Raw genomic sequence first — 25,266 nt, 5'->3', positions numbered from 1 at the left:
CTCGCCCTCCGGCCGTCGGGAATGCCGCCCCGCCGCGGATCCGGCTCAGTACCCTGGAACAGCCGACGCGGTGGGGCGGGCTGTCGGGGAGAGGGTGCGGTGGCGCCGGTGGACGACAGGGAAGACGCTGACGCCGTGGAGCCGGAGCGCGCCGAGAGGGAACTGAGATCGGCCGAGAGCGCGGGGGCCGGCAGCGAGACGCTGACACGGCTGATCGTGCGGTTGAGCGACGCGTACCGCAGGCGGTTCTGGAATCTCGGGAACGTCGCGGATCTCGACCGTGCCGTGGCCGGATACCGCCGCGCGGCCGAGACCGACCGGCACGACCCGACGGAACGCGCCAACGACCTGGCCGTCGTGCTCACCGACCGCTACGACCTGACGGGCGACCCCGATGACCTGGCCGCCGCGACGACGGCGGCCGAGACGGCGCTGGTCGGTGCGCCGGGAGGATCGGTGGCCTGGGCGCGGTACGCGGCCACCATGGTGCTGTGCCTGTGGGACCGTTACGACGCCACCGGTTCCCTCGACGACCTCGACGCGGCGATCGATCTCGGCACCCGCGCCCTGGCCGCCCTTCCGCGTGAGGAGCGCGCCTGGGCGCGGCTCTGCAGCAACGTCGGCATGCTGCGGATGGACCGCTACGAACGCCACGGCGGTGACGACGACCTCCAGGAAGCCGTCGCACTCGCGCGGCGCGCGACCACGTACGCCTACGAGGACGACCCCGAACTGGGCGGCTGGTACAGCAACCTCGGCAGTGCGCTGCTCACCCGGTTCGGCGCGCGGTTCCCCGGGCGCGTGATGCCACGGCCGGGCGACTCCGTCGACCTGGGGGACCTGGAGGCAGCCGTCGCGGCGTACCGCAGGGCCATCGAAGTGTCCCCGTGGGGCTTCGCGGGACGGGCCACGTTCCTGGCCAACCTGGGCAACGCGCTGTCGGACCTGGGCGAGATGTACCGCTTGGGCGGCCGGCCGGAGCACAGCCGGTCCGCTCTCCGGGAGGCCGCAGAGGTACTCGCCGAAGCCGTTTCCCTCACCCCGCCCACCGCGCCGTACCTGGCGAGCCGGCTGAACGTCCTCGGTGAGGCGTGGCGCATCATCTCCGAAGAGACCGGAGCGCCCGGCGACATCGCCACGGCGCGCGACTCGCTGCGGCGGTCGTGCGACGCGGGTCTGGTGACAGCCCCCGAGATGACGCTGGCCGCGGCCGGCAACTGGATGCGCTGGGCGGTACGGCGCTCGGCGTGGGACGAGGCGGGCGAAGCCGACGGCTACCTGCTGCGCGCCGCGGAGACACTGCACCTGGCCCAGGCGGTACGCCGTCACCGGGAGGCCTGGCTCGTCGCGTGGCGCGGGCTCACCCAGGAGTCCGTTTACGCGCTGGCCATGAAGGGGCGTGTGCCGGACGCGGCGGTTCGTCTCGAACGCGGCAGGGCCATTCTGCTCAGCGAGGAACTCGGCCTCGCACGGATGTCGTCACAGCGGCTGCCGGAGCCGCTGCGCGACCGCTACACCCGTGCCCTGGAGCGGCTCGAGTCCGCCCTGCGGGGCGTCGAATGACCCCCGCGGGGACGGAGGACGCCCTCGCCGGCGTCGTCCGCGCCTACCTCGCGGAGGACGACTACCACCGCGCGGGCGCGCTCGTACGGGCACACCCCGAGGTGCTGTGCGGCACAGCGGAAAGCGTCCTCAGACGAACGGCGCGCCGGGGCCCGCGGGCCGTCCGGAGGCTGGCCGAGCAGCACCTGCGCTTCCTGGACCGCTGCCGCACCGACCCCGACGCGGTCTTTCCCGAGGGACATCCGGTCATCGACCCCCTGTGTTACGCGGATGTCGCCCACCGTCACCGGATGGCGGAGCGTGCCGAGACCTGCTTCGAACAGGCGGCCTCCCCGTCCGATCGTGCCACCGCCGCCGAGCGGTGGACCGCGCAATGGGCCGCGGTACTGGACGAGGTGGCCCTCACCGCCGCGCACCCCGCGTTGCGCGCCGCCCTGCTGAACGACGCCGCGCGGGCGCACCTGCTGTGCCACTACGCGGTGGGAGACGGCGGGTACCTGCGCCGAGCCGCCGCATGGGCGTCGGAAGCGGTCGCGCTGACGCCCCTGACCTCGCCCCGTCTGGCCACCCGGCAGAGCAACCTCGGGCTGGTTCTGCTGGAACTGTCCGAAACCCCGGACTGCCCGCATCCGACGCGGGACCGCACCACGGCGATGAAGCTGCTGCGCCGTGCCGCACGCGGCGCGGCCGCCGGCACCGCGGCATGGGCGGACTGTCATACCCGGCTCGCCCTCGGACGGCTGCACGCGTTCTGGCGCGACGGCCGCACAGCTCACCTCGACGCCGCGGTCCGGGAGCTGACGGCCGTCTGGGAGGCGGGGGTCCGGCAGGCGGACATCGCCCACACCCTCGGCGCCGTGCTGCGGCAGCGGTACGAGGCCCGTGGCCGGACCGCGGATCTGGACGCGGCGGTGGACCTGCTGTCGGCGGCCGCCGAGGCCACCCCCGCCACATGCCCGCACCGCGTCCGCCGGACGCTGGACCTGGGTGTGGCCCTGCTGGACCTGCACCAGCGCCACCCGGCCGACGCGGCCCTCACGGCGGCAGGGGCCGCACTGCGCGAGGCCCTGGACGCCGTGCCGGTGACGTCCCCCGACCGGGCCTCCGTGCTCGGTCACTACTCGGGGTACTGGTATCGCGTGTTCGAAACCGGCGGAGAGCTGGCGGCGTTGCAGGTGGCGCTCGATCTGGCCCAGAAGGCCGCCGGGGCGTCCGTGGCGCGGACCGGGGAACGCCCGGCGTGGCTGGTCAACCTCGCGGTGGTCAGGGAGGAGATCGCACGGCAGTCGGCCGACCTCGGCCTGCTCGACACAGCGCTCGACACCTTCACCGCGGCACTGCGGGCCGGTCCGCCTCCGCCCGTCCGGCGTGCCGCGCTGGCCGGCGGCGGCGGCGCCCGGCGCGACCGTTTCGCCCTCAGCCATGACCCCGACGACCTGCGACAGGCCGTTGTCCAGCTGGAGCAGGCCGCCCCGGACGGTCCGCCGCGCTCACCGGAGGACGTCCGGATCGCCCTGGTCCTCGCCCTGTCGCGCTTCGAGCGCTACGTGTTCACCCAGGCCCCGTCCCGTGACGTACCCCACGGCGCACCCCCGGCCGCGGACCACCGGGCCGGCCTGCTCGAGGCGCTCGCCTCGGTCCGCTCCCTGGCCCGCAGGCGTGCCGTCCCGCTGGACCGGCATCGTATCCGGGCCACGCTGCTCGTCGTCACGCTCGCGGCGGCCGAGGCAGGTCTGGTCGAGGCGTCCCTGCCGGCCCTGCGGCGGACCGTTCGGCGCGTCCGGGCCGACGCCCCGCGGACCGACCCTGAGACCCTGCTGTGGATCGGCTCGCTCTGGGGCCGTTGGGCGAGCGGGGAAGGCCGCCCCCGGGACGCCGCCCTGGGCTACCGGATCGCGGTCGAGACCCTCAACGAACTGGCCCGGCGTCAGGCGGACCGGCATTTCGGTACCTGGTGGTTGCGCTCGGGCGGCCGCCTCGCCGGGGAGGCCGCCTACGCCGCCGTGGCGGCCGGTGACCCACGGGAGGCAGCCCGGCTGATGGAGACCGGACGGTGCGTTCTCCTCAGTGAGGCGCTCCTGCTCAGAGCCGCGCAGACGGGCCCGGCGCCCGCGGGACTGCCGCCTGCCCTGCTGCGCCGGCTGGCGGCCGCCGCCCGCCGGCTCAGGCATCTGGAAGGCTCGGCGGTCCGGCCCGCCGACGCACCCTGAGCCACCTTCGCCTCACCCCGGCCGTCCGTCACTCCGGTCGCGCCGCCGCGACATGGGCGCGCAGCCCCTTCGCGAAGGTGAGCATGTCACCGACACGCAGTCGGCGGGCCTCTTCCCGCGGCAGCGCCCGGCCGTTGACGAGGGTGTCGTCCTCGCCGTCCCGCGATGCGCTTCCCGTTCCGGACGCCGCGTCCGATGCGTCCGCCAAGGCCTCCTGCCCGGCGTGTCAACTGAATGGTCCGGAACCGCCCGGTGACACCCACGTGCGCTTCCCCCGCGGGCACCGTTGTCCGTCCCGGATGCCCGGATGCCCGGATGCCCGGATGCCCGGATGCCCGGATGCCCGGATGCCCGGCTGACCGGACGGTCCGTCAACCGCGACCACGCGGCCGCCACTTGCCCCGTTCTCCCCGCACGACGGAACGGGGCCGGTCCATAATGAGGGGATCGCTCCGCCCGCGGCAGAGGGAGCCCGACTTGGACCTTCACCGGCTCCCGGCCGAGGAGATGCCCGGCGCACGCGTTCCGGAACCGCCGCGCCGAGCCCGTGCCGCCCTGCCCGGCCCCGGCGCCTCGAAACCGCGCCGCGCGGTGGCCGTGTCGGACCTGTCGAGGGCCCACCTGGCCGCCTGCCGCTGCACCGGGCACCACCGGGACCGGGAGGAGCCGGTGTCGGCGGCGATGACCGGCCGGCTGCACGAGGCGGACCGCGGACCGTACACCCCGGCCCGGCCGGCCGGCCGGTACGCACACGCCGCGTCACGGCCGGGGCGGACCGTGGAGGCGTACGGCGGCGCATGAGGGTCATCGAGCGGCGGGCAGGTCACCGGGAACGGGAGGAGCGAGGGTGACGTACGACGACCACGTGGAGGAGATCCGGGCGGCGCGCCGTGAACTGGACGACGTCGTCCGGGAGATCCGGAATGTCGAGATCGACGGGGTGCGGCAGTTCGCCTCGTTCCTCGCACCGCCGACCATGGACGACATCGCGGCCGCCGCCTCCGGTGCCCCGCTCGTCTACCTCACCGCGGCCGAGCCGGGCGGGCTGGCGCTGATCGTGCGCGGTCCGCGGGTCGAACACGTACCGCTGCCGTCGCTCACCGCGCAGGCGCTGCGCGACCGGGTGCTGCCGTACCTCGCGGCGCACGCCCGCGACAAGGACGCGTCGTCGCGGGACGGGGAGGCCTGGCACTCGGCTCTCGACGAGATCACGGCCTGGCTGTGGCCGACCGTCATGGAACCCGTGCTGCGGCGGCTTTCCGTGCCGGGCGCGGCGACGCTCGTGGCGGGCGGGCTCCTCGGGCTGCTGCCGCTGCACGCCGCCTGGACCGAGGACACGGGCCGACCGGCCGGACGCCGCTACGCCCTCGATCACCACACGCTGAACTACGTGCCCAACGCCCGTGCCCTCAGCGCGGCCCGTGCGATGTCGCGGATTCCCGCGCGGCGGCTGCTCACCGTGGCCGCTCCGCTGCGTACGCCGCCCGGCAGGCCCCTGGAGTACGCCGGCACCGAGGCGACGGTGGCGCACGCCGCGTTTCCCGGGAAGCACACGCCGCTGGCCGGGGCGGCCGCCGACGCGCGGGCCGTCTCCGAAGCGCTGCGCGAGGCCGACGTCGCCCATCTGGCCTGTCACGGGGAGGCGGATCTGACCGCACCTCTGGAGAGCCACCTGCTCCTCGCGGGCACCGAACGGCTGCGGCTCCGGGACTTGCTGACGCTGCGGCTTCGCCTGCGGCTGGCCGTGCTGTCGGCCTGCGAGACCCTGGTGCCCGGCACGGACCTGCCCGACGAGGTCGTCGCCCTGCCCACCGGGCTGCTCCAGGCCGGCGCGGCCGGGGTGCTCGCCTCCCTGTGGGAGGTCGGAGACGTGGCGACCACGATGCTGATGACGGAGTTCTACCGGCTCTGGCGCCATCAGAAGGAGCCTGTGGCCCCTCCCGAGGCACTCACGCGGGCACAGCGCTGGATGCGCGACACCACCAACGGGGAGAAGCTCGCCCAGTTCACCGAGGCCACCACCGAAGGCGCCGCCTGGCTCCCCCCGGAGGCCGCCCGCCGCTTCCGGCTGGCCCTGATGACCCTGCCCGGCGGCCTGGGGGCGTGTTCCTACGCCCACCCCGACCACTGGGCCGGCTTCGCCTACGTGGGGGTGTGACCGCGAGGGGACCCGGTCTCCTCACCCCCGCGAGACCCGGCCGGCCGAGACGGCCACCGTGATTCCGTCGGTGTCCCGCCGCGGATATTCGGTCCGCAGGCCCAGCGCCGCCAGCGAAGGGTGGGCGTAGCGCAGTGTGCTGGGCGTGCGGTGGTTGAACCAGAAGGTGGAGTGCGGCTCGGTCGGGCCGGTCTCGCCCGCGGCGTTCCGCAGCAGGATGCGGGCGACCGTCTCGGGCGAGGGGTGCGTCGAGTGACCGGCCTGTGCGCGCTTCTCGTGGCCCCGGCCGCCGTTGGTGGAGAACAGCCAGTCCTGGCACTCGACCGCGGCGACCAGACCGGCGCTCACATTGTGCGCGCTGCCGTGGTGGGGCGCCTTGACCAGGGAGACGGGGTAGCCGTTGCCGTGCCACAGCCGGTGCAGCGAGTGGACCAGGACGTCCGCGTGGGCGTCGGCGGCGAACAGGACGCTGCTGCCGTCGGGATGCCGGGCCAGGAAGGCGATGCTGGAGCCGTTCGCCGGGGAGGGGTCGGCCCGATGGGGCCGGGCGGCCAGCTCGGCGAGGACACGCGCGTCGAACCCGGTCGGTGCGGCGGCGGACCCCAGGGTGTCCCGCTCCGCCCGGGCGGCCGCCTTGGCGCGCCACTCGGTGCGCAACCGGGTCAGCTGCTCCTGTCGGGGCGAGAGCAGGGTGAGGGTCAGGCCGCGCAACGGGAACGTGGGCGGACCCTCCGGTTCGGGTACGACGACGGGGCCGCCCTGTGTGGCGGTGTTCCAGGGAATCCGGCCCTCGCGCAGGAACGCCGCCAGACGCTCGGCGCTGCGCACCCCGAGCGTATCCGTGGGGCCGGTGTGTTCGAGGGCGTTGAACCAGACCTCGCGTACGCGGAAGTTCTTCGGCGGCGCGGTCAGCAGCGGCAGCAGCCCGACGATGTGGTCGTCGTCGATGTGGCTGCACACGACGAGTTCGAACTCCCGCTGGTTCTCGGGCTGACGCGCGAAACGCGCCGCCAGCCCGGCGGGCAGGGTCCCGTGTCGTCCGGGGCCGCCGTCGATGAGCATGCGGCGCCGGTGGGGCCCGTCGTCCCACTCGACCCACAGGCAGTCGCCGTGTGCCGCGGGTAACGCCTCGACACTGATCATGAGGGGGTCACCATCCGTGCGTCTGCGGTACCGAACGCCGTGTAGAGCAGGCACAGCAGATTGTGGTGTTTCCTGACAAGCTCGCGGGCCGTCAGGTGCAGCGCGGTGGCGACGGTGTCACCCGCGAGCAGGCGGTCGAAGAAGCGGCGGGCCCATGCGGCGCCGAGTTCCGCGGGCACCTCGCTGTCGGTGCAGACCACGGCACGGGCACCCTTGCTCAGGAAGTAGGAGGAGAACGCCGCGCGCAGCGCGGAGCCTCGGGCGGAGGACGCGCACGCGTTGAGAACGACGAGCGGGGCGCCCGGCAGGGGCACGTCCGGCGGGGCGTCGCGTCTCGCGTCCCGCAGACCCACCTGCCGTCCTCCGGTGAACTCCAGGGCCATGTCACCCATCGGTGATGGCTGCCGGCCGCCCGTGAGGTGGCAGTAGAAGTACCACAGGGAGTCGGGCCGCATCGGCTTGCGCAGTGCCTCGGTGACCTTCTCCGCGTCGTCGACGACCTCCGCGCGGTCGGCGATGCGTCGTTTCCAGTAGTCGGCCTGTCCCGCCACCAGCGTGCGGGGCCGCGCGGTCCCGGCCCGGTCGATGTCCGTGTTGACGGCGATGAACGCCGTCGCCTCGGAGGCGGGCCGCGGCACGTACGACGTGCGGTGACGCTGGTGGTGGCCGGAGCGGAGCGGGACGAGGGTGAGTCTGGCCCCCAGGCCCAGCAGACGGTACGGCGACAGCCGCCTGTCGTCGAAGGTGTCGACGGGGTACATGAGGTGCCAGGGCAGGTTCGGTCCGTCGCTGACGACCTCGACGGACGGGGCGTGGTCCGGTCCGGCGGACGCGAGAGCGTCGATGACGATGTCGCCGACCCTGCGCAGGCCCGGGCTGCCGCCGTCGGGGCGGAACAGGGCGTCGAAGAGGTCGAAGCCGGATCGTGCCAGCCGGCGGAGATCGGATCGGTACGTCTCCTCCGGGATGTCCAGCGACGACTCGTACATCAGGCCCTGCGGCCCCAGCAGCAGATCCTCGATTCCGCGCCTCGCCTCCTGCACCAGAAGGTCCAGGTCGGCGCTGCTGTAGGGGAGTTCCGCCGTGGCACTGCCCGTACCGTCCCGCACGGTGAGGACGTGGGTGCCGCCGGTCGAGGTCAGGGTCAGCGACAGGGCGATCCGTGTCGCGGGGGAGACCGGGGCGACCCGCCAGGGTGCCAGCTGGATCTCCTGTGCGAGCAGGCCCGACGGGTCGGCGGTGAGGCGGAGTTGATGGGGAGCGTGCCCGTCCGGAGTGCGGAACACCACGATGAGGGAGACCGGCCTGTCGTCGTCGAGGAACGTGACGTCGAAGAGCGCCTCGGACGGGTCGGTCGCCGGATCGGGCATGTGCCGCCGCACGACGAGTGACCGGTGCACCGGCACCACCGCGACGGCTTCCGGCGCTCCGTACACGTCGACGTCCAGGACGCCGGCGTCCGCCTCCGGAGGGAGCGACAGGTCGAGCTGGGCGGAGTCGAAGGCGTACGGATGGGCGGCACGGTCGATACCGATGAGCAGCCGGCGGGTACGCTCGGACGCCGGCCCGGCACCCCGGGCGTCCGGGGCGAACCGGGCGGTGATCCATTGCTCGCGCGGCATGGCGTCGTACAGCCGGCACAGCTCGGTCCAGTCGGGCGTCTCCGTCACCGATCCGGAGGACCGGCGCCCACGGTGGTAGGCCGTGCCGAGGACGCCGGCCGCCGCGGGGTAGGGAAGCAGCAGTTCGAGCAGGGCCTCGGTGTGGCCGACGCGTTCCTCGTCGGTGCCCGCCTCGGCGAGCCGGCCGACGAGACTCAGGGCTTCCGCGCGCACATGCGGCCAGTCCGGGCCCACCAGTCGTGGCAGGTCCGGCCACAGACCGACCAGTGCGGTGGCGGCGTCCTGAGCGGTCATGGAACTCCGTCCTCTTCCGGTGGCGCGAACCGTCCGGGCGGCGGCGGTGCCCACCCGCCGGCGCCCGGGCCGGGCCGGGAACGATGGGTACATGCGGCACATTCCGTGCACCGCCCGACTCATCGTATTCCCCGCGTGGCCGGACGAGTTGAGTCTTGCGGGAAAGGGCCGGGGGCGCGCGGACACCGATGACCGGGGTATGACCTCCCTGGAGAGGCCGGGTCGTCGCGCGACTGCGCGTCCACCGTGCGGAGGGGACGAAACGAGGTTCTGGCAGCGATGCCGGCTCCATGCCCTCCGCAGGGCGGACTGATCCCGTCTTCTGGGGCTCTGCTCGTTCAGCGGATCGGTGCGTGTGTCCTTCGCGAGACGGAGCGGTGAGCCCGCTCGGTGCGGAAACGACGTCGGCCAGGGCGCGAGCGTGCGCGCCCGCCGGTTCCCGTGCCGGTCGGCGTTGTCGCTCACCCGGCTGCCCCGGACAAGGACGCCCGGGTCATCATGGACGGACCCGGCCGCCGCCCCGACAAGCGCCCCCGGACTTCTGCTGCCGATCCGTCGACCGGCTGGGCCGGGCCGCTCGCGGCATAGGAGAAGGTCATCCGCATGGTCGAGTCCTGGATCTTCAGCGATGGCACCGTTCCGGTGTCGCCCTCGACGGCGCTGGCGGTGCTTCGGGAGCGAACCGACGGCGGGCGGCTGGAGACATGGCCGACCAGTTCGCACGGTCGTTCTCTGGCCGTCATCACGAACGCCGAGCGCGCGATGGTGATGCTGCTCGATGACGAGGCCGATCCCGGCGAGCACGCCGTCACACCCGGAGCAGCCGGCCGGAGCAAGGGCTTCGTCCTGGCCAACGGCCAGCATGACGAGTACCTCGACGAGGACACAGTGCCGCTGCCCGAGGCGCTGCGGATCGTCGGCCACATCCTCACAGCAGGCACCCCACCGGGTGACACGACGTGGTCGGTCGACAGAGAGAAGGCGGCGGCAGCACCCGGGGAATCACGTGACCGCAGCCCTGGGGAATGACGCGACCGCCCACAACGTGTCGGGGACTGCGCCGTCCCGCGTCGTACGCGGTGACCCGGGCCGCTCGCGCGCGGTCGTTCCCAGGGGGGCGTCGCAGTCGCGTCCCCACCTGATCGAAACTTTCGGAGAGGTGCGGATGTGCTTGCGTTACCTCCCTCTCTCATCTCATTCCATCCCCCACGGCGGTTCGCGTGAGAGGCTGCTTGAGCAGGGAAGATTTGCCCGCCAGGGCCTCCTCTGGTGAAAAAAGTGTTTCCGAAAGGTCGTCGAAAGCATTGACAGGGTCATGGCGTTCTACGAAAACTGTGGCCACCGGACGACAGGAGACCGCCGTTCCCCTCGCGTCATGTGACCGGGAACGGCGGCCGGTCGTCGCGGCACGGCGACGGGTGACCCCCCGCCGTGTTCCATGCAAGGCCGCGGACGGCAGAAGCCGCCCGCCCCCCACCAGCCTTCATCGGGAGGACACATGCGACAGAACGGTACGCAGCAGGACCGGATCCAGCAGAACCCCGCTCCCTTCAGCGGCTTGAGCCGGCGAGGCTTCCTCGGCGGCGCCGGCACCGTCGCGCTCGCCACCGCGTCCGGACTGCTGCTGCCCGGCACCGCCCACGCCGCCACCACCATCACCACCAACCAGACCGGCTACGACGGCATGTACTACTCGTTCTGGACCGACGGCGGCGGCTCCGTCTCCATGACGCTCAACGGCGGCGGCAGTTACAGCACCCGGTGGACCAACTGCGGCAACTTCGTCGCCGGCAAGGGCTGGAACACCGGCGGGCGCAGGACGGTCCGCTACACCGGCTGGTTCAACCCGTCGGGCAACGGCTACGGCTGCCTCTACGGCTGGACCTCGAACCCGCTGGTCGAGTACTACATCGTCGACAACTGGGGCAGCTACCGGCCCACCGGCGAGCACCGCGGCACCGTCCACAGCGACGGCGGCACGTACGACATCTACAGGACGACGCGGTACAACGCCCCCTCCGTCGAGGGCACCCGCACCTTCGACCAGTACTGGAGCGTCCGGCAGTCGAAGGTGACCAGCGGCTCCGGCACCATCACCACCGGCAACCACTTCGACACCTGGGCCCGCGCGGGCATGAACCTCGGCCAGTTCAGGTACTACATGATCATGGCCACCGAGGGTTACCAGAGCAGCGGAAGCTCGACCATCACGGTCAGCGGCTGACCTCTGCCCGGCGAACGACCGGCCGCGGGCCCCGTCCTCAGGGCGGGGCCCTACGCCATGAAGTGGGTCGCGGAACGGGCCCGCTCCCAGATGCCGGGAATCTGCTCGGTGGGACGCTGCTGCTCGCCGTGGAGGGCGTTGAGCACCACCAGGCAGCCGGTCAGCGCCGGCACCGCCCACTGCGCGGTGGCCAGTTGCCGCCGCGCCTTGTCGAGGTCGATGGGGTGCTTCTGAGCCTTCTCGACGTCCTCGGGATCGGTCGACGAGGCCAGCTCGACCTTCTTGCCCAGGGCACGGGCGTAGGCGGTGGCGGCCAGAGCGGCGGCGGTGACGAGGGTCTTGGCCGTGGTGGAGGCGGCCACTCCCTGCTGGGTGGCGACGCGGTGGGCGTTCGCGACGAGCAGTCCGCCGCCACCGAACAGATGCGCGCCGATGGCGGCGGCGTTGACCGGCACCCACTTCGCCCATCCCGACGACGAGATCCGGTCGGCGGCCGCCCCCTGTCCGCCCACGTCCTGAGCCGCACCGTTGAGGCCGACCGCGCCCATCAGCGAGCCGCCGAACCATGCGGCCAGACCCACATCGTGCAGGCTGCGGATGAGAGTGTTGCGTTCGGACATGATGGTGCTCCTTCACACAGCGAACCGGGGGCGCACCGACGGAAACGTCGAGCACTCTCCCACTCTCGCCCGGCCCCGGCCCCACCGCCATCGCGGCTGAGCCGGACGGGTGCGGCACGCGGGCAGGACGGCGGGGAGGGCGGCTGCCGGTGATCCGGCGGTTCAGCGATGCCGTCGCGTCCCACCCCGGTCCGCGGACCGGGGTGGGACGCGGCCGACCGGCCGGCGTGATGTACCGTCCGGCGCCCCCGGCGTCATCGCGCGCTCACGGACTCCGCCGGACCGCGAGGGCCGCCGCCATGCCGGCGGCGGCCCGGGACCGTCAACGATGTCTTCCTGGAGGGGCGGGAGGAGCCGCACCGCAGGCCGTCATCGATGCGCCTTTCGGCTGTGGCGGGTCCCCTCAGGCGCGGGTCCAGCGCTGGTTGCTGCCGTTGGAGCAGGAGTAGAGCTGGATCAGGGTGCCGTTGGCGGTGCCGGCGCCCACGGCGTCGAGGCAGAGGCCGGACTGGACGCCGACGATGGAGCCGTCGGAGTTCACGCGCCACTTCTGGTTGTCGCCGCCCCAGCAGCTGTAGATCTGGACCTTGGCGCCGTTCCCGGTGCCGGCGGCGTCCAGGCACTTGTCGCCGTAGACCCTCAGCTCACCGGCGTCGGTCTGCGTCCACTGCTGGTTGGAGCGGCCGTTGCAGTCGTACAGCTGGACCTGCGTGCCGTCGGTCGTGCTCGCGTTGGGCACGTCCAGGCAGCGGCCCGAGCCGACGCCCTTGATGGCGGTGCCGTCACCGGGCTCCTCCGGGTCCGGGTCGCCGCCGCCGTCACCGCTGTTGAGGGCGTTCAGCACGGCGGAGTACGCCTGCTTCTTGCTGCCGTCGTTGTTGAACAGCAGAGGGGTGTCGCTCGAACGCCAGGAGTCCATGTCACGCACGCCCCAGACGGTCACGCCGAGGCAGCGGGAGACGGCGAGGCAGTCGTTGACCACGGCGGAGTAGGTGTTCGGCGACGCGCCCTGGATGTCCAGCTCGGTGATCGCCACGTCGACACCGAGCGCGGCGAACTGCTGAAGCGTCGTACGGAAGTTGCTGTTGTACGGGCTGCCGCTGTTGAAGTGCGACTGGAAGCCGACGCAGTCGATCGGCACGCCGCGCGACTTGAAGTCCTTCACCATGTTGTACATGGCCTGGGTCTTGGCCCAGGTCCAGTTCTCGACGTTGTAGTCGTTGTAGCAGAGCTTGGCGGACGGGTCGGCGGCGCGCGCGGTGCGGAAGGCGACCTCGATCCAGTCGTTGCCGGTGCGCTGCAGGTTGGAGTCCCGCCGGGCACCCGAATTGCCGTCGGCGAACGCCTCGTTCACGACGTCCCACTGTGCGATCTTGCCCTTGTAGTGGGCCATCACGCCGTTGATGTGGTTGATCATCGCCTGGCGCAGGGTGCTGCCGCTGAGGTTCTGCATCCAGCTGGGCTGCTGGGAGTGCCAGGCCAGGGTGTGGCCGCGCACCTGCTTGCCGTTCTGCACCGCCCAGTTGTAGACGCGGTCGGCGGCACTGAAGTTGAACTGGCCCCGCTGCGGTTCGGTGGCGTCGATCTTCATCTCGTTCTCGGCCGTCACCGAGTTGAACTCACGGTTCGCGATCGACGTGTAAGCCGAGTCGCCCAGCTTGCCCGAGGCGATGGCGACGCCGAAGTAGCGGCCGCTCTGCGCCGCCGCCGCGCCGAGCGTGCTCTCGGCCGCGTGCGCGGACGGCGGTGCGGCCAGTGCGGTGACCGTACCGAGGACGCCGACGACCAGCGCCAGCAGCGGGCCGCGGATTTTCCGCCGGACGGCGGGTCCGGGAAGGGCGTACGAGCCCATTACTGTGCCTCCAAGGTAGACATCGGGGAAGGACTGGAGTGCGGGGGAGTGCGTCGTCCGCTCTCTTGCGGCGGACGGACGGAGCGGTCCGGAGTCCGGGCGGCACGGAGCCGCCGGACACCGCGGTCATGGAGCGGGCCGGTCTTCGGTACGGGCACGGGAGTGATCCGTCGCGGATCGGCCGGGGAAGCGTCACGCGGCGTCGCGTACCTCTTCGACCGCGTGGAGAGCCAGGACGCGCCGGCGCGAACCTCACCGGAACGAAACGGGGTGGTGCGGGTGCTTCGGTGTGCGGATCTGTGGTGCGGTGGTGCGTGGATCTGCCGTGCGACATGGCGTGCCCAAGGCGGTGTGGTTCGACATATCGATCTGTAGCCGCTTTCCCAGACAGGAATGATTGGGGTGTTGACGATGCATCGTCAATACTTCCTGCAGGAAAAGTTTCTGTTCTTCGTTCGAAACTTTCGAGACTTCGATGAGTGGGCGCTGAACCCCCGGCGCCGCCGTCGACGGGCCGGGTCGAGAGCTCGCGAAGGTGTCGGCGCCCCGGCCTCTGGGGGTGGTGGATCCTGCTGGATCCGTCGATCCGGCGTGACGTGCGACGTTTCGTGGACGGGCTTCCCCTAATGTTTCGATATCGATAGCGATACGTGCGAGAGGTATTGACGCCGCTCGACGGCTCCCTATCATTCAGGTTGCTCGATCCTTCGACCTTTGTTCGATATGACGAACATATCGCCGCTTCACTGCACGGCGGGCACCTTCGGGTCGTGCCGTCCGAACGCGGAACCGCAAGGAGATGTGTCGCGCATGTATGTCATGGTCTCGACAATTCCTTGGCGTTCATGGACCGGCGCACACCGCACCGCACCGACAGTCCGGCCGGCCTCTGGCGGGGCCGGCCGGAACCGCCCACTCAAGGTTGAGGAAGTCCCCATGCACAGAGGAAGTTTCAGCCGCAGGCATCCGTCCGCGGTGCTCGCCGCCGTGGTCGCGGCCCTGGCCGCGCTGGCGGCGATGCTCGTCGCCACCCCGGCCCAGGCGGCCAGTAGCGGCACCTTGCGCGGTGTCGGTTCGGGCCGGTGTCTCGATGTGCCGGGCGCCGACCGGACCGACGGCACGTACCTGCAGATCTACGACTGCTGGAACGGAACCAACCAGCAGTGGACGTTGACGGACGCCGGCCAACTGACCGTGTACGGCGACAAGTGCCTGGACGTTCCGGGCCACGCCACCACGGCCGGTACCCGGGTGCAGATCTGGAGCTGCAGCGGTGCCGCGAACCAGCAGTGGCGGGTGAACTCCGACGGCACGGTCGTCGGCGTGGAGTCCGGGCTGTGCCTGGACGTGAAGGACCACGGTACGGCCAACGGCACGGCGGTGCAGCTGTGGACGTGCAACGGCGGCAGCAACCAACAGTGGACCGGCCTGACCGGGACGCCGCCGACGGACGGCACGTGTGCTCTTCCGTCCACGTACCGCTGGACGTCGACGGGTGTGCTGGCGCAGCCGGCGAACGGGTGGGCCGCGGTGAAGGACTTCACCACCGTGACACACAACGGCAGGCACCTGGTCTACGCGTCCAACTTCTCGGGATCGTCGTACGGATCGATGATGTTCAGTCCCTTCACGAACTGGTCGGACATGGCGTCGGCCCGCCAGACCGGGATGAACCAGGCCGCGGTGGCGCCCACGCTGTTCTACTTCGCGCCCAAGAACATCTGGGTGCTGGCCTACCAGTGGGGTTCGGCGGCCTTCATGTACCGCACGTCGAGCGACCCCACCAACCCCAACGGCTGGTCCTCCCCGCAGCCGCTGTTCACCGGGAGCATCTCCGGCTCCGACACCGGCCCGATCGACCAGACGCTGATCGCCGACGGCCAGAACATGTACCTGTTCTTCGCCGGTGACAACGGCAAGATCTACCGGGCGAGCATGCCGATCGGGAACTTCCCGGGCAACTTCGGATCGTCGTACACGACGATCATGAGCGACACGAAGGCCAACCTGTTCGAGGGCGTGCAGGTCTACAAGGTCAAGGGCCAGAACCAGTACCTCATGATCGTCGAGGCGATGGGCGCGAACGGGCGCTACTTCCGCTCCTTCACGGCCTCCGGTCTCAGCGGCTCGTGGACCCCGCAGGCCGCGAGCGAGAGCAACCCCTTCGCGGGCAAGGCCAACAGCGGCGCCACCTGGACCAACGACATCAGCCACGGTGACCTGGTCCGCGACAACCCCGACCAGACCATGACCATCGACCCCTGCAACCTGCAGTTCCTCTACCAGGGCAAGGACCCCAACGCGGGCGGCGAGTACAACCGGCTGCCGTGGCGGCCGGGCGTTCTCACCCTGCGGCGCTGATCCCCCTGATGCACGGACCGTGATGTGGTGCGGTCCGTGGACGCGGGCGAGCGGTTCGCGGCGTGGGCGCTTCCACCCGCTGACCGATACTCACCGCCCCGAGGAACCCCGGCCACGCGACGGCCGGGGTTCCTCGGGTTCGGCCTGTCTCCGGTGAATGCGCCAGAGGGATGTGGAGGGCCCTGCCCGAACAGCATGTCCTTCCACGGAGTCGGGTGGTCACCACTCCCGACTCCGTGGAAGGACCGACGTCGTGCCCGTCCTCACCGACTGGCGCGATCGGCGCACTGCGACATGCTCCATGCCGTCACCACGTCGACTGCGGCGAGAAGTGGACCTACCGTACTGCCACGGCCGCTGATCGATCGCCGGGTACCGCCGCGGAGTGGGAAGCCGGGGCCTTCCCGGAACGGGCGGCCGGGGCACTTCGGACCATCGCGTCCTCGCAGACCGTCATGGCTGACCACGAGACGAAAGAGCCGAGCATGCTGATCGGAGTGACCCGGGAGACCAGACCCGGGGAGACCAGGGTCGCGGCCACACCCGCGACCGTCAGGCAACTGACCGGACTGGGCTACGACGTGGTGATCGAGACCGGGGCGGGGGCGGGCTCGAGCATCACCGACGAGGCGTACATCCGGGCCGGTGCCGCGATCGGCACCGGCGAGGAGGCGTGGCGCGCCGACCTGGTCTTCCGGGTGAACGCCCCCGAACCCGGGGAGGTGAAGAGGCTCATGGAGGGCGCGACGCTGGTCGCCCCGCTCGCGCCGGCGGCCAACGGCGGCCTGCTCACGGCGTTGGCCGCGCACAAGGTCGACGCCTTCGCGATGGACGCCGTTCCGCGTATCTCCCGGGCCCAGTCGCTGGACATCCTCTCCAGCCAGGCCAATATCGCGGGGTACCGTGCGGTGATCGAGGCGGCGCACCACTTCGGCCGGTTCTTCACCGGTCAGGTGACCGCGGCGGGCAAGGTGCCCCCGGCCAAGGTGCTCGTCGCCGGCGCCGGCGTGGCGGGTCTGGCGGCGATCGGCGCGGCCGCCTCCCTGGGCGCCGTCGTCCGTGCCACCGATCCACGGTCCGAGGTCGCCGACCAGGTGAAGTCGCTCGGTGGTGTGTATCTGCCGGTGGACGTCGAGACCGAGCAGTCGACCGACGGGTACGCGAAGGCGACCTCCGAGGCGTACGACCGGCGGGCCGCCGAGATCTACTCCGAACAGGCCGCGGACGTGGACATCATCATCACCACGGCCCTGATCCCGGGGCGGCCGGCGCCGAGACTGATCACGGCCGCCGACGTCGCGTCCATGAAGCCCGGCAGCGTCGTCGTCGACATGGCGGCCGCCCAGGGCGGGAACGTGGAGGGAACGGTCAAGGACGAGGTCGTCACCACCGACAACGGCGTGACGATCATCGGCTACACCGACCTGCCCGCACGTCTTCCCGCGCAGTCGTCACAGTTGTACGGCACCAATCTGGTCAACTTGATGAAGCTCCTCACTCCCGCCAAGGACGGCCGGGTCTCCGTCGACCTCGAGGACCCCGTGCAACGCGGGCTGACCGTGGTCCACCAGGGCGACGTGCTCTGGCCACCGCCCCCGGTACAGGTGTCCGCGGTCCCCGCCGGGGCCACCGCGGCGAAGGAGCCGGGGAAGGCGGAGGAGAAGGCGGTCAGGGCGGAGAAGAAGCTCTCCGCGAACGCGAAGGCGGCCCTCGTCGGCACCGGTTCGCTGGCGCTGTTCCTCCTCAACGCCTTCGCCCCCTCGGAGATCACCCAGCACTTCACCGTGCTGGCACTGGCGGTCGTGGTCGGCTTCTACGTGATCGGGCACGTGCACCACGCGCTGCACACACCGCTGATGTCGGTCACCAACGCCATCTCGGGGATCGTCGTGGTGGGTGCACTGCTTCAGCTGACGGGCTCCGACCACGTGGTGCTGGTGCTGGCAGGCGTCGCCACGCTGCTCGCCTCGATCAACATCTTCGGAGGCTTCGCCGTCACCCGCCGCATGCTCTCGATGTTCCGGAAGGCGTGAGGTGACCATGGACGTCCTCTCGATCTCCGGCGCGGCGTACCTGGTCGCCGCCCTCCTGTTCATCCTGTCGCTCGCCGGGCTCTCCCGGCACGAAACCGCGTCCCAGGGCTGGGCCTACGGCGTCGCGGGCATGACCCTCGCACTCGCGGCCACGATCCTGCGGGTCACCGACACCGGTTCACTCGTCTCCCTCGCCGTCCTCGGGCCCGCGGTCGCGGCCGGCGCGGTCGTCGGACTCTGGTGCGCGAGGCGCGTGCGGATGACCGGCATGCCCGAACTGATCGCGCTGCTGCACTCCTTCGTCGGTCTCGCCGCGGTGCTGATCGGCTGGAACGGTCACCTGGAGGGGGGTTCGCACGCCGACGGCATCCACCACGCCGAGGTCTTCATCGGTGTCTTCATCGGCGCGGTCACCTTCACCGGCTCCGTCGTCGCCTTCCTGAAGCTCTCGGCGCGGATGAAGTCCGCGCCGCTGATGCTGCCGGGCAGGAACGCCGTCAACATCGGGGCCCTGGCCGGCTTCGTGATCCTCACGGTGCTCTACGTCATCACGCCGTCACTCGGGCTGCTGACGGCGGTCACCGCGCTGGCGCTGGCCCTCGGCTGGCACCTGGTCGCCTCCATCGGCGGCGGCGACATGCCCGTGGTCGTCTCCATGCTCAACAGTTACTCCGGCTGGGCGGCCGCCGCTTCGGGATTCCTGCTGGGCAACGACCTCCTGATCGTCACGGGCGCGCTGGTCGGCTCCTCCGGCGCGTATCTCTCGTACATCATGTGCAAGGCGATGAACCGCTCCTTCGTCTCCGTCATCGCGGGCGGCTTCGGGCTGGAGACGGGCCCGTCGGGTGACCGGGAGTACGGCGAGCACCGTGAGATCTCCGCGGAGGACACCGCGGAACTCCTCCTGTCCGCCTCGTCCGTCGTCATCACCCCCGGTTACGGCATGGCGGTGGCGCAGGCGCAGTACCCGGTCGCGGAGATGACCCGGCTGCTGCGCGAGAAGGGCGTCGACGTGCGCTTCGCCATCCACCCGGTCGCCGGGCGGCTGCCCGGACACATGAACGTCCTGCTGGCCGAGGCGAAGGTGCCGTACGACATCGTCCTGGAGATGGACGAGATCAACGACGAACTCGCCGATACGGACGTCGTGCTGGTCATCGGCGCCAACGACACCGTCAACCCGTCGGCGGCCGAGGACCCGGACTCGCCGATCGCGGGGATGCCGGTGCTGCGGGTGTGGGAGGCGGGGAACGTGGTGGTCTTCAAGCGGTCGATGGCCGCCGGGTACGCCGGCGTGCAGAACCCGCTGTTCTTCCGGGAGAACTCCCGGATGCTCTTCGGCGACGCCAAGACCCGCGTCGACGAGATCGTGGGCGCGCTGTCGCGGATGCCGGTCTGAGAGGGACGGCGGTGTGCTGGTGCGGTGATGTACCGCACCGGCACACCTGGTGACCCGTACGCGGGGTGACGGTCACCGCGCCCGGCGTGGAGATCAGGCCGAGAACGACCCAGGCGGCAGGCGTCAGCGCCGGGTTCACGCTCCCGCCCCCGTCGCCAGGGCGCCGGTCGCCGTGGTCGGGATCGGCTGCCGCTTCCCGGGCGGAGCCGATTCCCCGGTGACATACTGGGAGTTGCTCACCGAGGGGCGCGACGCCTTCGGGACGGTGCCCGAGGGCCAGTGGGAGCGGTTCCTGCCGGCCGGTGCCGCCATCGGTCGGAGCAGCGCCACATCGGCCGACCGAGCTAGTGTTCCGGAGAGCTGTTTCACCGTGGCCGAGGTGGGAGGAATGGAGCCGAGCGTAGACGTAGTGATCCTGACTGCTCTGTCGGTCGAGTTCCAGGCGGTGTCGGCGTTGCTTCGTGAACGATCGACGCTTGTCCACTCGGAAGGCACTCGTTTCGTGGCGGGAACGTTGCCAGGGGTGACCGGAACCATTGCCGCCGCCCGAATCGGCCCCGGTAACCTGGGCGCCGCCACAATCACCGAGCGGGTCCGTCAATGGCTGAGTCCGCAGGCGTTGCTTTTCGTCGGTGTCGCGGGTGGCCTGAAAAGGTCAGTCGCGCTCGGAGATGTGATCGTGCCGACGAAAATCCACCATCTGCACCCGGGCAAGGAGGCTCCCGAAGGTTTCCGCGCTCGTCCGGCGACGAGCGCCGTGTCGCACAGACTGGAGCAGGCGGCCGGAATGGCGCTGTGCGCGGATACCTGGCACACGTGGGTTCCCGACAATGTGCGTGAGGTGTGGAAGGGAGCCGGCCCGCGTGTTCACTTCGAACCCATTGTCGCCGGTGAGGTGGTTCTGAACTCCTCGGTCGCCCCCCTGCGCACCCAGATCACGTCCGACTACGACGACGCCTTGGCCATCGAGATGGAATCGGCCGGTGTCGCCCGTGCCGCCGCTCTGTCCGAAGGTCTCCAGATCCTCACACTCCGCGGTATCAGCGACCACGCCGACCCGGACAAGGGAAGTGACGACGCGTCGGGTTCGCAGCACCGTGCGTCCGTACATGCCGCAGCGGCGGCGGCGGCCGTGCTACGCGAACTGCTGCCCGACACGAATGGACATGCCGGGTCACGCTCGAGCCGGACCGTCATGTTCACGACCGATGTTGACAATTCGCCGTTCACCGACGCCGACTGGGTGGACGCTCTGATGGCCTTCGGTGATATGTCCAAGGCGAATTTCCGGCAGAACATCCTCTCCGATATGGGGAGAATACTCGGCCTGCCGCATGCGTTCATGGCCGCGGAACTGCCCGTAGCCCGTGATCATGTGCGGGAGATCGTCCGACGAATGAATGATTACCGGGATCCTCCCGCCGCACGCGCGGCTGTTTACACCGCTCTCAAGTTCGCCCGTCCTGACGATGCGGCCTTGGGACGGTTGGGCCGATTGGTGCCATGACGAACGAGATCTTCACCGCACAAGTCCCGCGCCTGTGCCGCGTACGCGCCGACAGCTCTCTAGACGGAGACCTGTTCCCGCTCGACGGTGACGGATTCCTGAGCGATGAGCATATGGTGGCCCCTCCTGGGACCGAGGCCACCCCAGGTGTACTCACCACTCCGAACGATGTGGCGCGTGAAGGCGCGGTGGTACTCCTGGGTGAGCCCGGTGCGGGGAAGAGCACGGTGCTCAGGTCCTTGGTACAGGGACTGCCGATGTGGGACGACCCGGCTCTTGTCGTAGGGGCAGACCATTGTGTGTGGGTCGACGGCCCGGATCTGACCGCAGCCACCTGGGACACGGTTCTGGGCCGGCACCTCGCCCGATTGCCGAGCGTGACCAGGGACCAGCACCCCTCGTCGAGCACTGGACAGGTGACGGTGGTGATCGACCAGGCCGACGAGAGCGAGATCTGCAGCAATCTGCCTTCGTACTTCAAACGGTGTCTGAGGAACAAGGACGTAGGGAAACTCAGACTGCTGTTCGCCTGTCGTACGGGCGACTACCCACCGGATCTGACACGTGTCCTGCGCGACACCTTCCGTAGGTGCTCCCTGGTGGACCTCGCTCCGCTGTCACGGTCTGACGCGGTGACGCTGGTCGACAGTGCCGACGTCCACGGGGAGCGACTGATCTCCGAGGTCGTCGCCCTGCACGCCGGCGCCCTTGCCAGTGTGCCTCTCACCCTGGAACTCATTGTCCGCGAGTACCGGGACACCGGCAGTCTCAGGGGCGGTGCCAAGGAATTGTTCGAGGACGGTGTCCGGCTGTTGTCCCAGGAGTACGACCCCTACCGTCTCCCCACACCCGTGCACACCACATGGCAGCAGCGTCTCGAAGTCGCGGGCCGTATCGCCGCACGGCTGGTGCTGTCAGGCCGGCGCACTTTGTGGCGGGGGAGCCCAAGAGAGGGGCGGCCGAGTGCGACCGACCTGGACGTCGGGACCCTCGCGGGAGGCACCGAGCAGACCTCGGGCTGTCAGCCGTTCGAAGTGAACCCGACCGTCATCGACGAAGTGCTGTCCACGGGCCTGTTCACAGCGAGTGGACATCGCAGATTCGCTTTCCGGCATTCGTCGCTCGCCGCCTTTCTCGCCGCTCGGCACCTCATCTCCCGGTCTGTCCCCGACGCCGCTCTCCGCCGTCTGCTCCTGGTAGGAGCACCGGATCAGGAAACGGCAGGTATCCCCGTGTCACTCAGGGAAACCGCCGCCTGGCTGGTGGCTCTGGTCCCCGACCGCACTCGATGGCTCGCCTCGGCGGACCCGGAAAGCCTGACCGTGCACAGCGCGCTCGTCGATGCCGACGGAGTCAGGGAACTGATCGTCCGTCGCCTGCTGGAGCGGGCTGCAGACGTCGAACTCGGCGAGGCCCGGTGGCAGCGGACCCGCTGGGTACTCGGACATCCCGGTCTGGCCCGTCAGCTCACCCCGGTACTCACTCTGGGTCCTGGGGACTTCGAGGACTGGGAGACCCGGGCGAGGGTCGAGGTGGCACTGAGACTGGCGGAGCAGTGTCCCTCACCGGAGCTGGCACCACTGTTGCTGAAGGTGGCAGCGGACGCTCGGTGGCCGGCCGGCAATCGCGCGCACGCCGCCAAGGCGGCCTTCGCGTGCGACGAGACGTTGGCCGCACCCGCCCTCAACGAAGTGTTGACGACACTCGGACCGGGAACGGGGACAGACTCGGGCTCTCGCCTCAAAGGCGTTCTGCTGACCCTGCTCTGGCCTCGACACCTCGACACCTCGACGATGCTCGACGCACTGATCGAGCCGCCGAGCAGCGACCGGTACGGGATGTACGAGCACTTCCTCGCAGCTCTGCCCAACGGATGTCCCGAGGCGGAAGTGCACCGCCTCGTGACCTGGTTGGCACAGGTCGTGAAGGATCACCCAGCGGGATCCCGCAGCCGGAGAAAGGGGTTCGCGGAGGACAAGTTCGTATCGGACACAATTGACCGTGCGCTGAGCGTTCCCGACGCCGGGTCGCTGCTTCCTTGTCTGGCCCAGATCATCACGGCACGCATGCTGAGCCATGAGAAGGTGGAGTTCCCCCATGCTCTGAACCCGGTGATACCGGATGGTCCGGAGCCGGCCGGAGTTCGGAAACTGCGACGCGAGCTTGCCCACGCACTGCTCGTTCATGGCCTGAACGAGGGACAGGACATGAACCATTTCGTGTGGTCCGTCGTGCGTGAATGGGAGCCCCGACGTAGAGGGTTCGGAGAGGAACACGATCCTCACGGTGATCGGCACATGCTGCTCGATGCCGGTGACTTTCCCTGGGCACTGCGGAGCGCGGCCGGCTCCGCCGGTAATCCTGAGCTGGCGGACGCGTACGCACGGCTCGCGGAGGTCCTTTTCTACCCGCCGAGCCGAGAACACTTCGAACTCGCTTATCGGAATCAGGACAACCCCGCCTGGCCGTACCTGCGCTGGTTCTACGAGCCGATCGAAATCGACAGCGAACTGGCCAAGGCGTGGCGCAGGAACCACCGGGCCGCTTCCCCGAAGCCCTGGCCCGGCAAGGCGACATTCATCGCGGAGCAGCGGGAGCGCCTGGACCGGGCTCGTCAGCACGACACCGACGGTTTCTGGCTCCTGCTCTGGCACATGCAGTGTGATCCGAACACCGGCCAAGGGCAGCGCCGATTCGACGACGAGATCAGTGACTGGCCGGGGTACTCCGTATTCACGGCGGAAGAACTGGCCCACCTCCCCGACTGCGCCCTGGAGTTCCTGCGGTGTGAGAACGACCATGCCGATGAATGGCTCGGACTGGGCAAGCAGGACAAGCGTGCCTGGGCCGGCGTGCTTGCGTTGGCCCTGCTCGACCGCGAAAGCCGGTTGGACGAGCTCGACGCCGACCGTTGGAGTGTTTGGGCAGGCGCGATCGTAGACGCCTGGTGCTTGACCCCGCCCACATGGGAACTGCTGCTTGAGCGGGCGATTGTCAACGATCCACAGGAACTTGCTCGTGCGGCAGAAACAGTTGCCAGAGCGCAACTGAACCGAGGCGAACAGCCGTTGGTGTTGGAGCGTCTCGAGGCGAAATGGTCCTCGGTTGTCACCGAGGTGTGGGAGAACTTCCTGGTCGCGCTCTCCACGGCACTGATCCCCGGCTTCCGTTCCACCCCGGTCAGGGGCGCGTGGTCGGTTCCGGCGGAGGTGTCTGAGAAGGAGAGCGGTCGAGCGGTGCTTGTCCATGCATGGGCCAGCATCCTCACCCGTCTGCTTGCCGTGGACAACGCCCTGGCGCGGTCGGTCTCCGAGTCCGCCCTGTTGACTGTGGAGTCGGGCGATGATGACACGGACCTCGAACTGCCCGCGCTTGCCGCTTTGCTGCTCCTGGAGGCCGATGGCTTTGAAGCATGGTCACGACTGAAGAGGCTGATCGATGTATCCGATCGTTTCAGCCGGGCTCTCGCACTGAAGTGCGCCGGGCGCTCCGAGCGCGGACATGTCGAGATCTGCGCGGACGAAGGGGAGCTGAGCACGCTGTACCGGTGGCTCAGCACAGTGTTCCCCCAAGACACGAGCAGCCGTCCGCTCGGTGTGTACACGATGACGCCAGAGAGGGAGGCTCTGGACTGGCGTGAGTCACTGCCCGCGACGCTGAGTCGTCGTGGTACTCCGGAGGCGGTCGGTCAGCTCAAAGCCCTCGCAGCCGACTTCCCCGTCCGGTTGAATCTGAGGGCCGCGCTGGTCGGGGCCCGCGCCCAGTGCCTTGCCTCGACGTGGACGCCGGCCAGCCTCGATGAGGTCGTCGGCATCCTTGCCGGGGTCGCTGTGACTTTGGATCCCGCCCTCGTCAAGGCGGAGCTGGAACTGACCGAGGCGTTGGAAGCCCTGCAGGACATGGACAGCCATGCTTTCCGGGAGGGAATCCTTCGGGACATGCGTCTGCGTATGAATTCGGTCGGCCTACTGCCCATCGCAGACCTCAACGTGGCGCGCGACCATCTGCGGGAGATCGCTCGGTACGTCTACGGCGAGGGCGGCCCGGCAGCCCAGCGGGCTCTGCTTGCGGCTTTGGAAGACGCTCGCCCTGATGAGAGGGCCCTGGAACGTGTTCGAGGGCTTCTCGCGCCACCCATCGGCACGTCCGCCAGTTGGCGAGTGCCCGCTTCCTGCCGCACCGCGTCGGGCTACCGAGCAGCAGGTCCCCTTCTGCTTCTGCGAGGCGGACCGCCGGAAGGAGATGCGCGAGAGTGTGCGCGTCCTGCTCCGCGCGATTGA

The 25,266-nt window shown here is 70.1% G+C and carries 16 protein-coding genes; 11 read left to right on the top strand and 5 right to left on the bottom strand.

All coding sequences use genetic code 11. From position 1 onward, the window contains the following. The first annotated feature begins 108 nt into the window (after positions 1-108). Together ACF1DX_RS11690 and ACF1DX_RS11685 are read left to right on the top strand one after the other, a co-directional pair. The gene (locus ACF1DX_RS11690) at positions 109-1,563 is read left to right on the top strand and encodes a hypothetical protein (protein WP_391791008.1); all 1,455 of its coding nucleotides are present in this window, start codon (positions 109-111) and stop codon (positions 1,561-1,563) included. Further along, positions 1,560-3,773: a hypothetical protein gene (locus ACF1DX_RS11685; protein ID WP_391791007.1), complete on the top strand. Its 2,214-nt coding sequence runs from the start codon at positions 1,560-1,562 to the stop codon at positions 3,771-3,773. The genes ACF1DX_RS11690 and ACF1DX_RS11685 overlap by 4 nt, the downstream gene beginning before the upstream one ends. A 28-nt stretch (positions 3,774-3,801) precedes the next feature. On the opposite strand, the gene ACF1DX_RS11680 is transcribed toward ACF1DX_RS11685, so the two are convergent. Next, positions 3,802-3,981, bottom strand: a complete 180-nt coding sequence (locus tag ACF1DX_RS11680; protein WP_391791006.1) for a hypothetical protein — start codon at positions 3,979-3,981, stop codon at positions 3,802-3,804. Positions 3,982-4,250: 269 nt separating this feature from the next. Between ACF1DX_RS11680 and ACF1DX_RS11675 the strand changes: the two genes are divergently transcribed. Then, positions 4,251-4,574 (top strand): hypothetical protein, encoded by a 324-nt coding sequence (locus ACF1DX_RS11675; RefSeq protein WP_391791005.1) that lies wholly within the window; start codon positions 4,251-4,253, stop codon positions 4,572-4,574. Positions 4,575-4,620: 46 nt separating this feature from the next. Next, positions 4,621-5,931: a CHAT domain-containing protein gene (locus tag ACF1DX_RS11670; protein ID WP_391791004.1), complete on the top strand. Its 1,311-nt coding sequence runs from the start codon at positions 4,621-4,623 to the stop codon at positions 5,929-5,931. A 21-nt stretch (positions 5,932-5,952) separates the two neighbouring features. Here the strand turns inward: ACF1DX_RS11670 and ACF1DX_RS11665 are convergent, their stop codons facing one another. Continuing rightward, entirely contained in the window at positions 5,953-7,074 is a 1,122-nt protein-coding gene (locus tag ACF1DX_RS11665; protein WP_391791003.1) for a ComEC/Rec2 family competence protein, read from the bottom strand. Then, the gene (locus ACF1DX_RS11660; protein WP_391791002.1) at positions 7,071-8,990 is read right to left on the bottom strand and encodes a CHAT domain-containing protein; all 1,920 of its coding nucleotides are present in this window, start codon (positions 8,988-8,990) and stop codon (positions 7,071-7,073) included. The genes ACF1DX_RS11665 and ACF1DX_RS11660 overlap by 4 nt, the downstream gene beginning before the upstream one ends. Positions 8,991-9,593: 603 nt before the next feature. Between ACF1DX_RS11660 and ACF1DX_RS11655 the strand changes: the two genes are divergently transcribed. Both ACF1DX_RS11655 and ACF1DX_RS11650 read left to right on the top strand, forming a co-directional pair. Then, complete coding sequence (locus ACF1DX_RS11655; protein ID WP_391791001.1) at positions 9,594-10,019, top strand: hypothetical protein; 426 nt, start codon at positions 9,594-9,596, stop codon at positions 10,017-10,019. 469 nt (positions 10,020-10,488) lie between these two features. Beyond that, on the top strand, positions 10,489-11,214 hold the full coding sequence (locus ACF1DX_RS11650) for a glycoside hydrolase family 11 protein (RefSeq protein WP_391791000.1): 726 nt from the start codon (positions 10,489-10,491) through the stop codon (positions 11,212-11,214). A 50-nt stretch (positions 11,215-11,264) separates the two neighbouring features. Here the strand turns inward: ACF1DX_RS11650 and ACF1DX_RS11645 are convergent, their stop codons facing one another. Together ACF1DX_RS11645 and ACF1DX_RS11640 are read right to left on the bottom strand one after the other, a co-directional pair. Then, positions 11,265-11,834: a hypothetical protein gene (locus tag ACF1DX_RS11645; RefSeq protein ID WP_391790999.1), complete on the bottom strand. Its 570-nt coding sequence runs from the start codon at positions 11,832-11,834 to the stop codon at positions 11,265-11,267. 403 nt (positions 11,835-12,237) lie between these two features. Next, the gene (locus ACF1DX_RS11640; RefSeq protein ID WP_391790998.1) at positions 12,238-13,686 is read right to left on the bottom strand and encodes an endo-1,4-beta-xylanase; all 1,449 of its coding nucleotides are present in this window, start codon (positions 13,684-13,686) and stop codon (positions 12,238-12,240) included. Between the two features lie 936 nt (positions 13,687-14,622). Between ACF1DX_RS11640 and ACF1DX_RS11635 the strand changes: the two genes are divergently transcribed. From ACF1DX_RS11635 to ACF1DX_RS11615, 5 genes are all read left to right on the top strand, one after another. Next, positions 14,623-16,047, top strand: coding sequence for a non-reducing end alpha-L-arabinofuranosidase family hydrolase (locus ACF1DX_RS11635; RefSeq protein ID WP_391790997.1), 1,425 nt, complete (start codon positions 14,623-14,625; stop codon positions 16,045-16,047). Between the two features lie 485 nt (positions 16,048-16,532). Next, positions 16,533-18,080, top strand: coding sequence for a Re/Si-specific NAD(P)(+) transhydrogenase subunit alpha (locus ACF1DX_RS11630; protein WP_391790996.1), 1,548 nt, complete (start codon positions 16,533-16,535; stop codon positions 18,078-18,080). 7 nt (positions 18,081-18,087) lie between these two features. After that, positions 18,088-19,479 carry a Re/Si-specific NAD(P)(+) transhydrogenase subunit beta gene (gene pntB, locus ACF1DX_RS11625; protein WP_391790995.1) on the top strand — a complete coding sequence of 464 codons (1,392 nt, stop codon included), beginning with the start codon at positions 18,088-18,090 and terminating at the stop codon, positions 19,477-19,479. Between the two features lie 217 nt (positions 19,480-19,696). After that, complete coding sequence (locus tag ACF1DX_RS11620; protein ID WP_391790994.1) at positions 19,697-20,986, top strand: hypothetical protein; 1,290 nt, start codon at positions 19,697-19,699, stop codon at positions 20,984-20,986. Then, positions 20,983-25,266, top strand: a complete 4,284-nt coding sequence (locus ACF1DX_RS11615; RefSeq protein WP_391790993.1) for an NACHT domain-containing protein — start codon at positions 20,983-20,985, stop codon at positions 25,264-25,266. Before ACF1DX_RS11620 ends, ACF1DX_RS11615 begins: the two co-directional genes overlap by 4 nt.

The organism is Streptomyces sp. NPDC014676 (genome assembly GCF_043084105.1).
In the GTDB taxonomy this organism is placed as follows: Bacteria; Actinomycetota; Actinomycetes; order Streptomycetales; family Streptomycetaceae; genus Streptomyces.
Note: the sequence above shows the minus strand (reverse complement) of the source record. Positions and strands in the feature narration are given on the sequence as shown.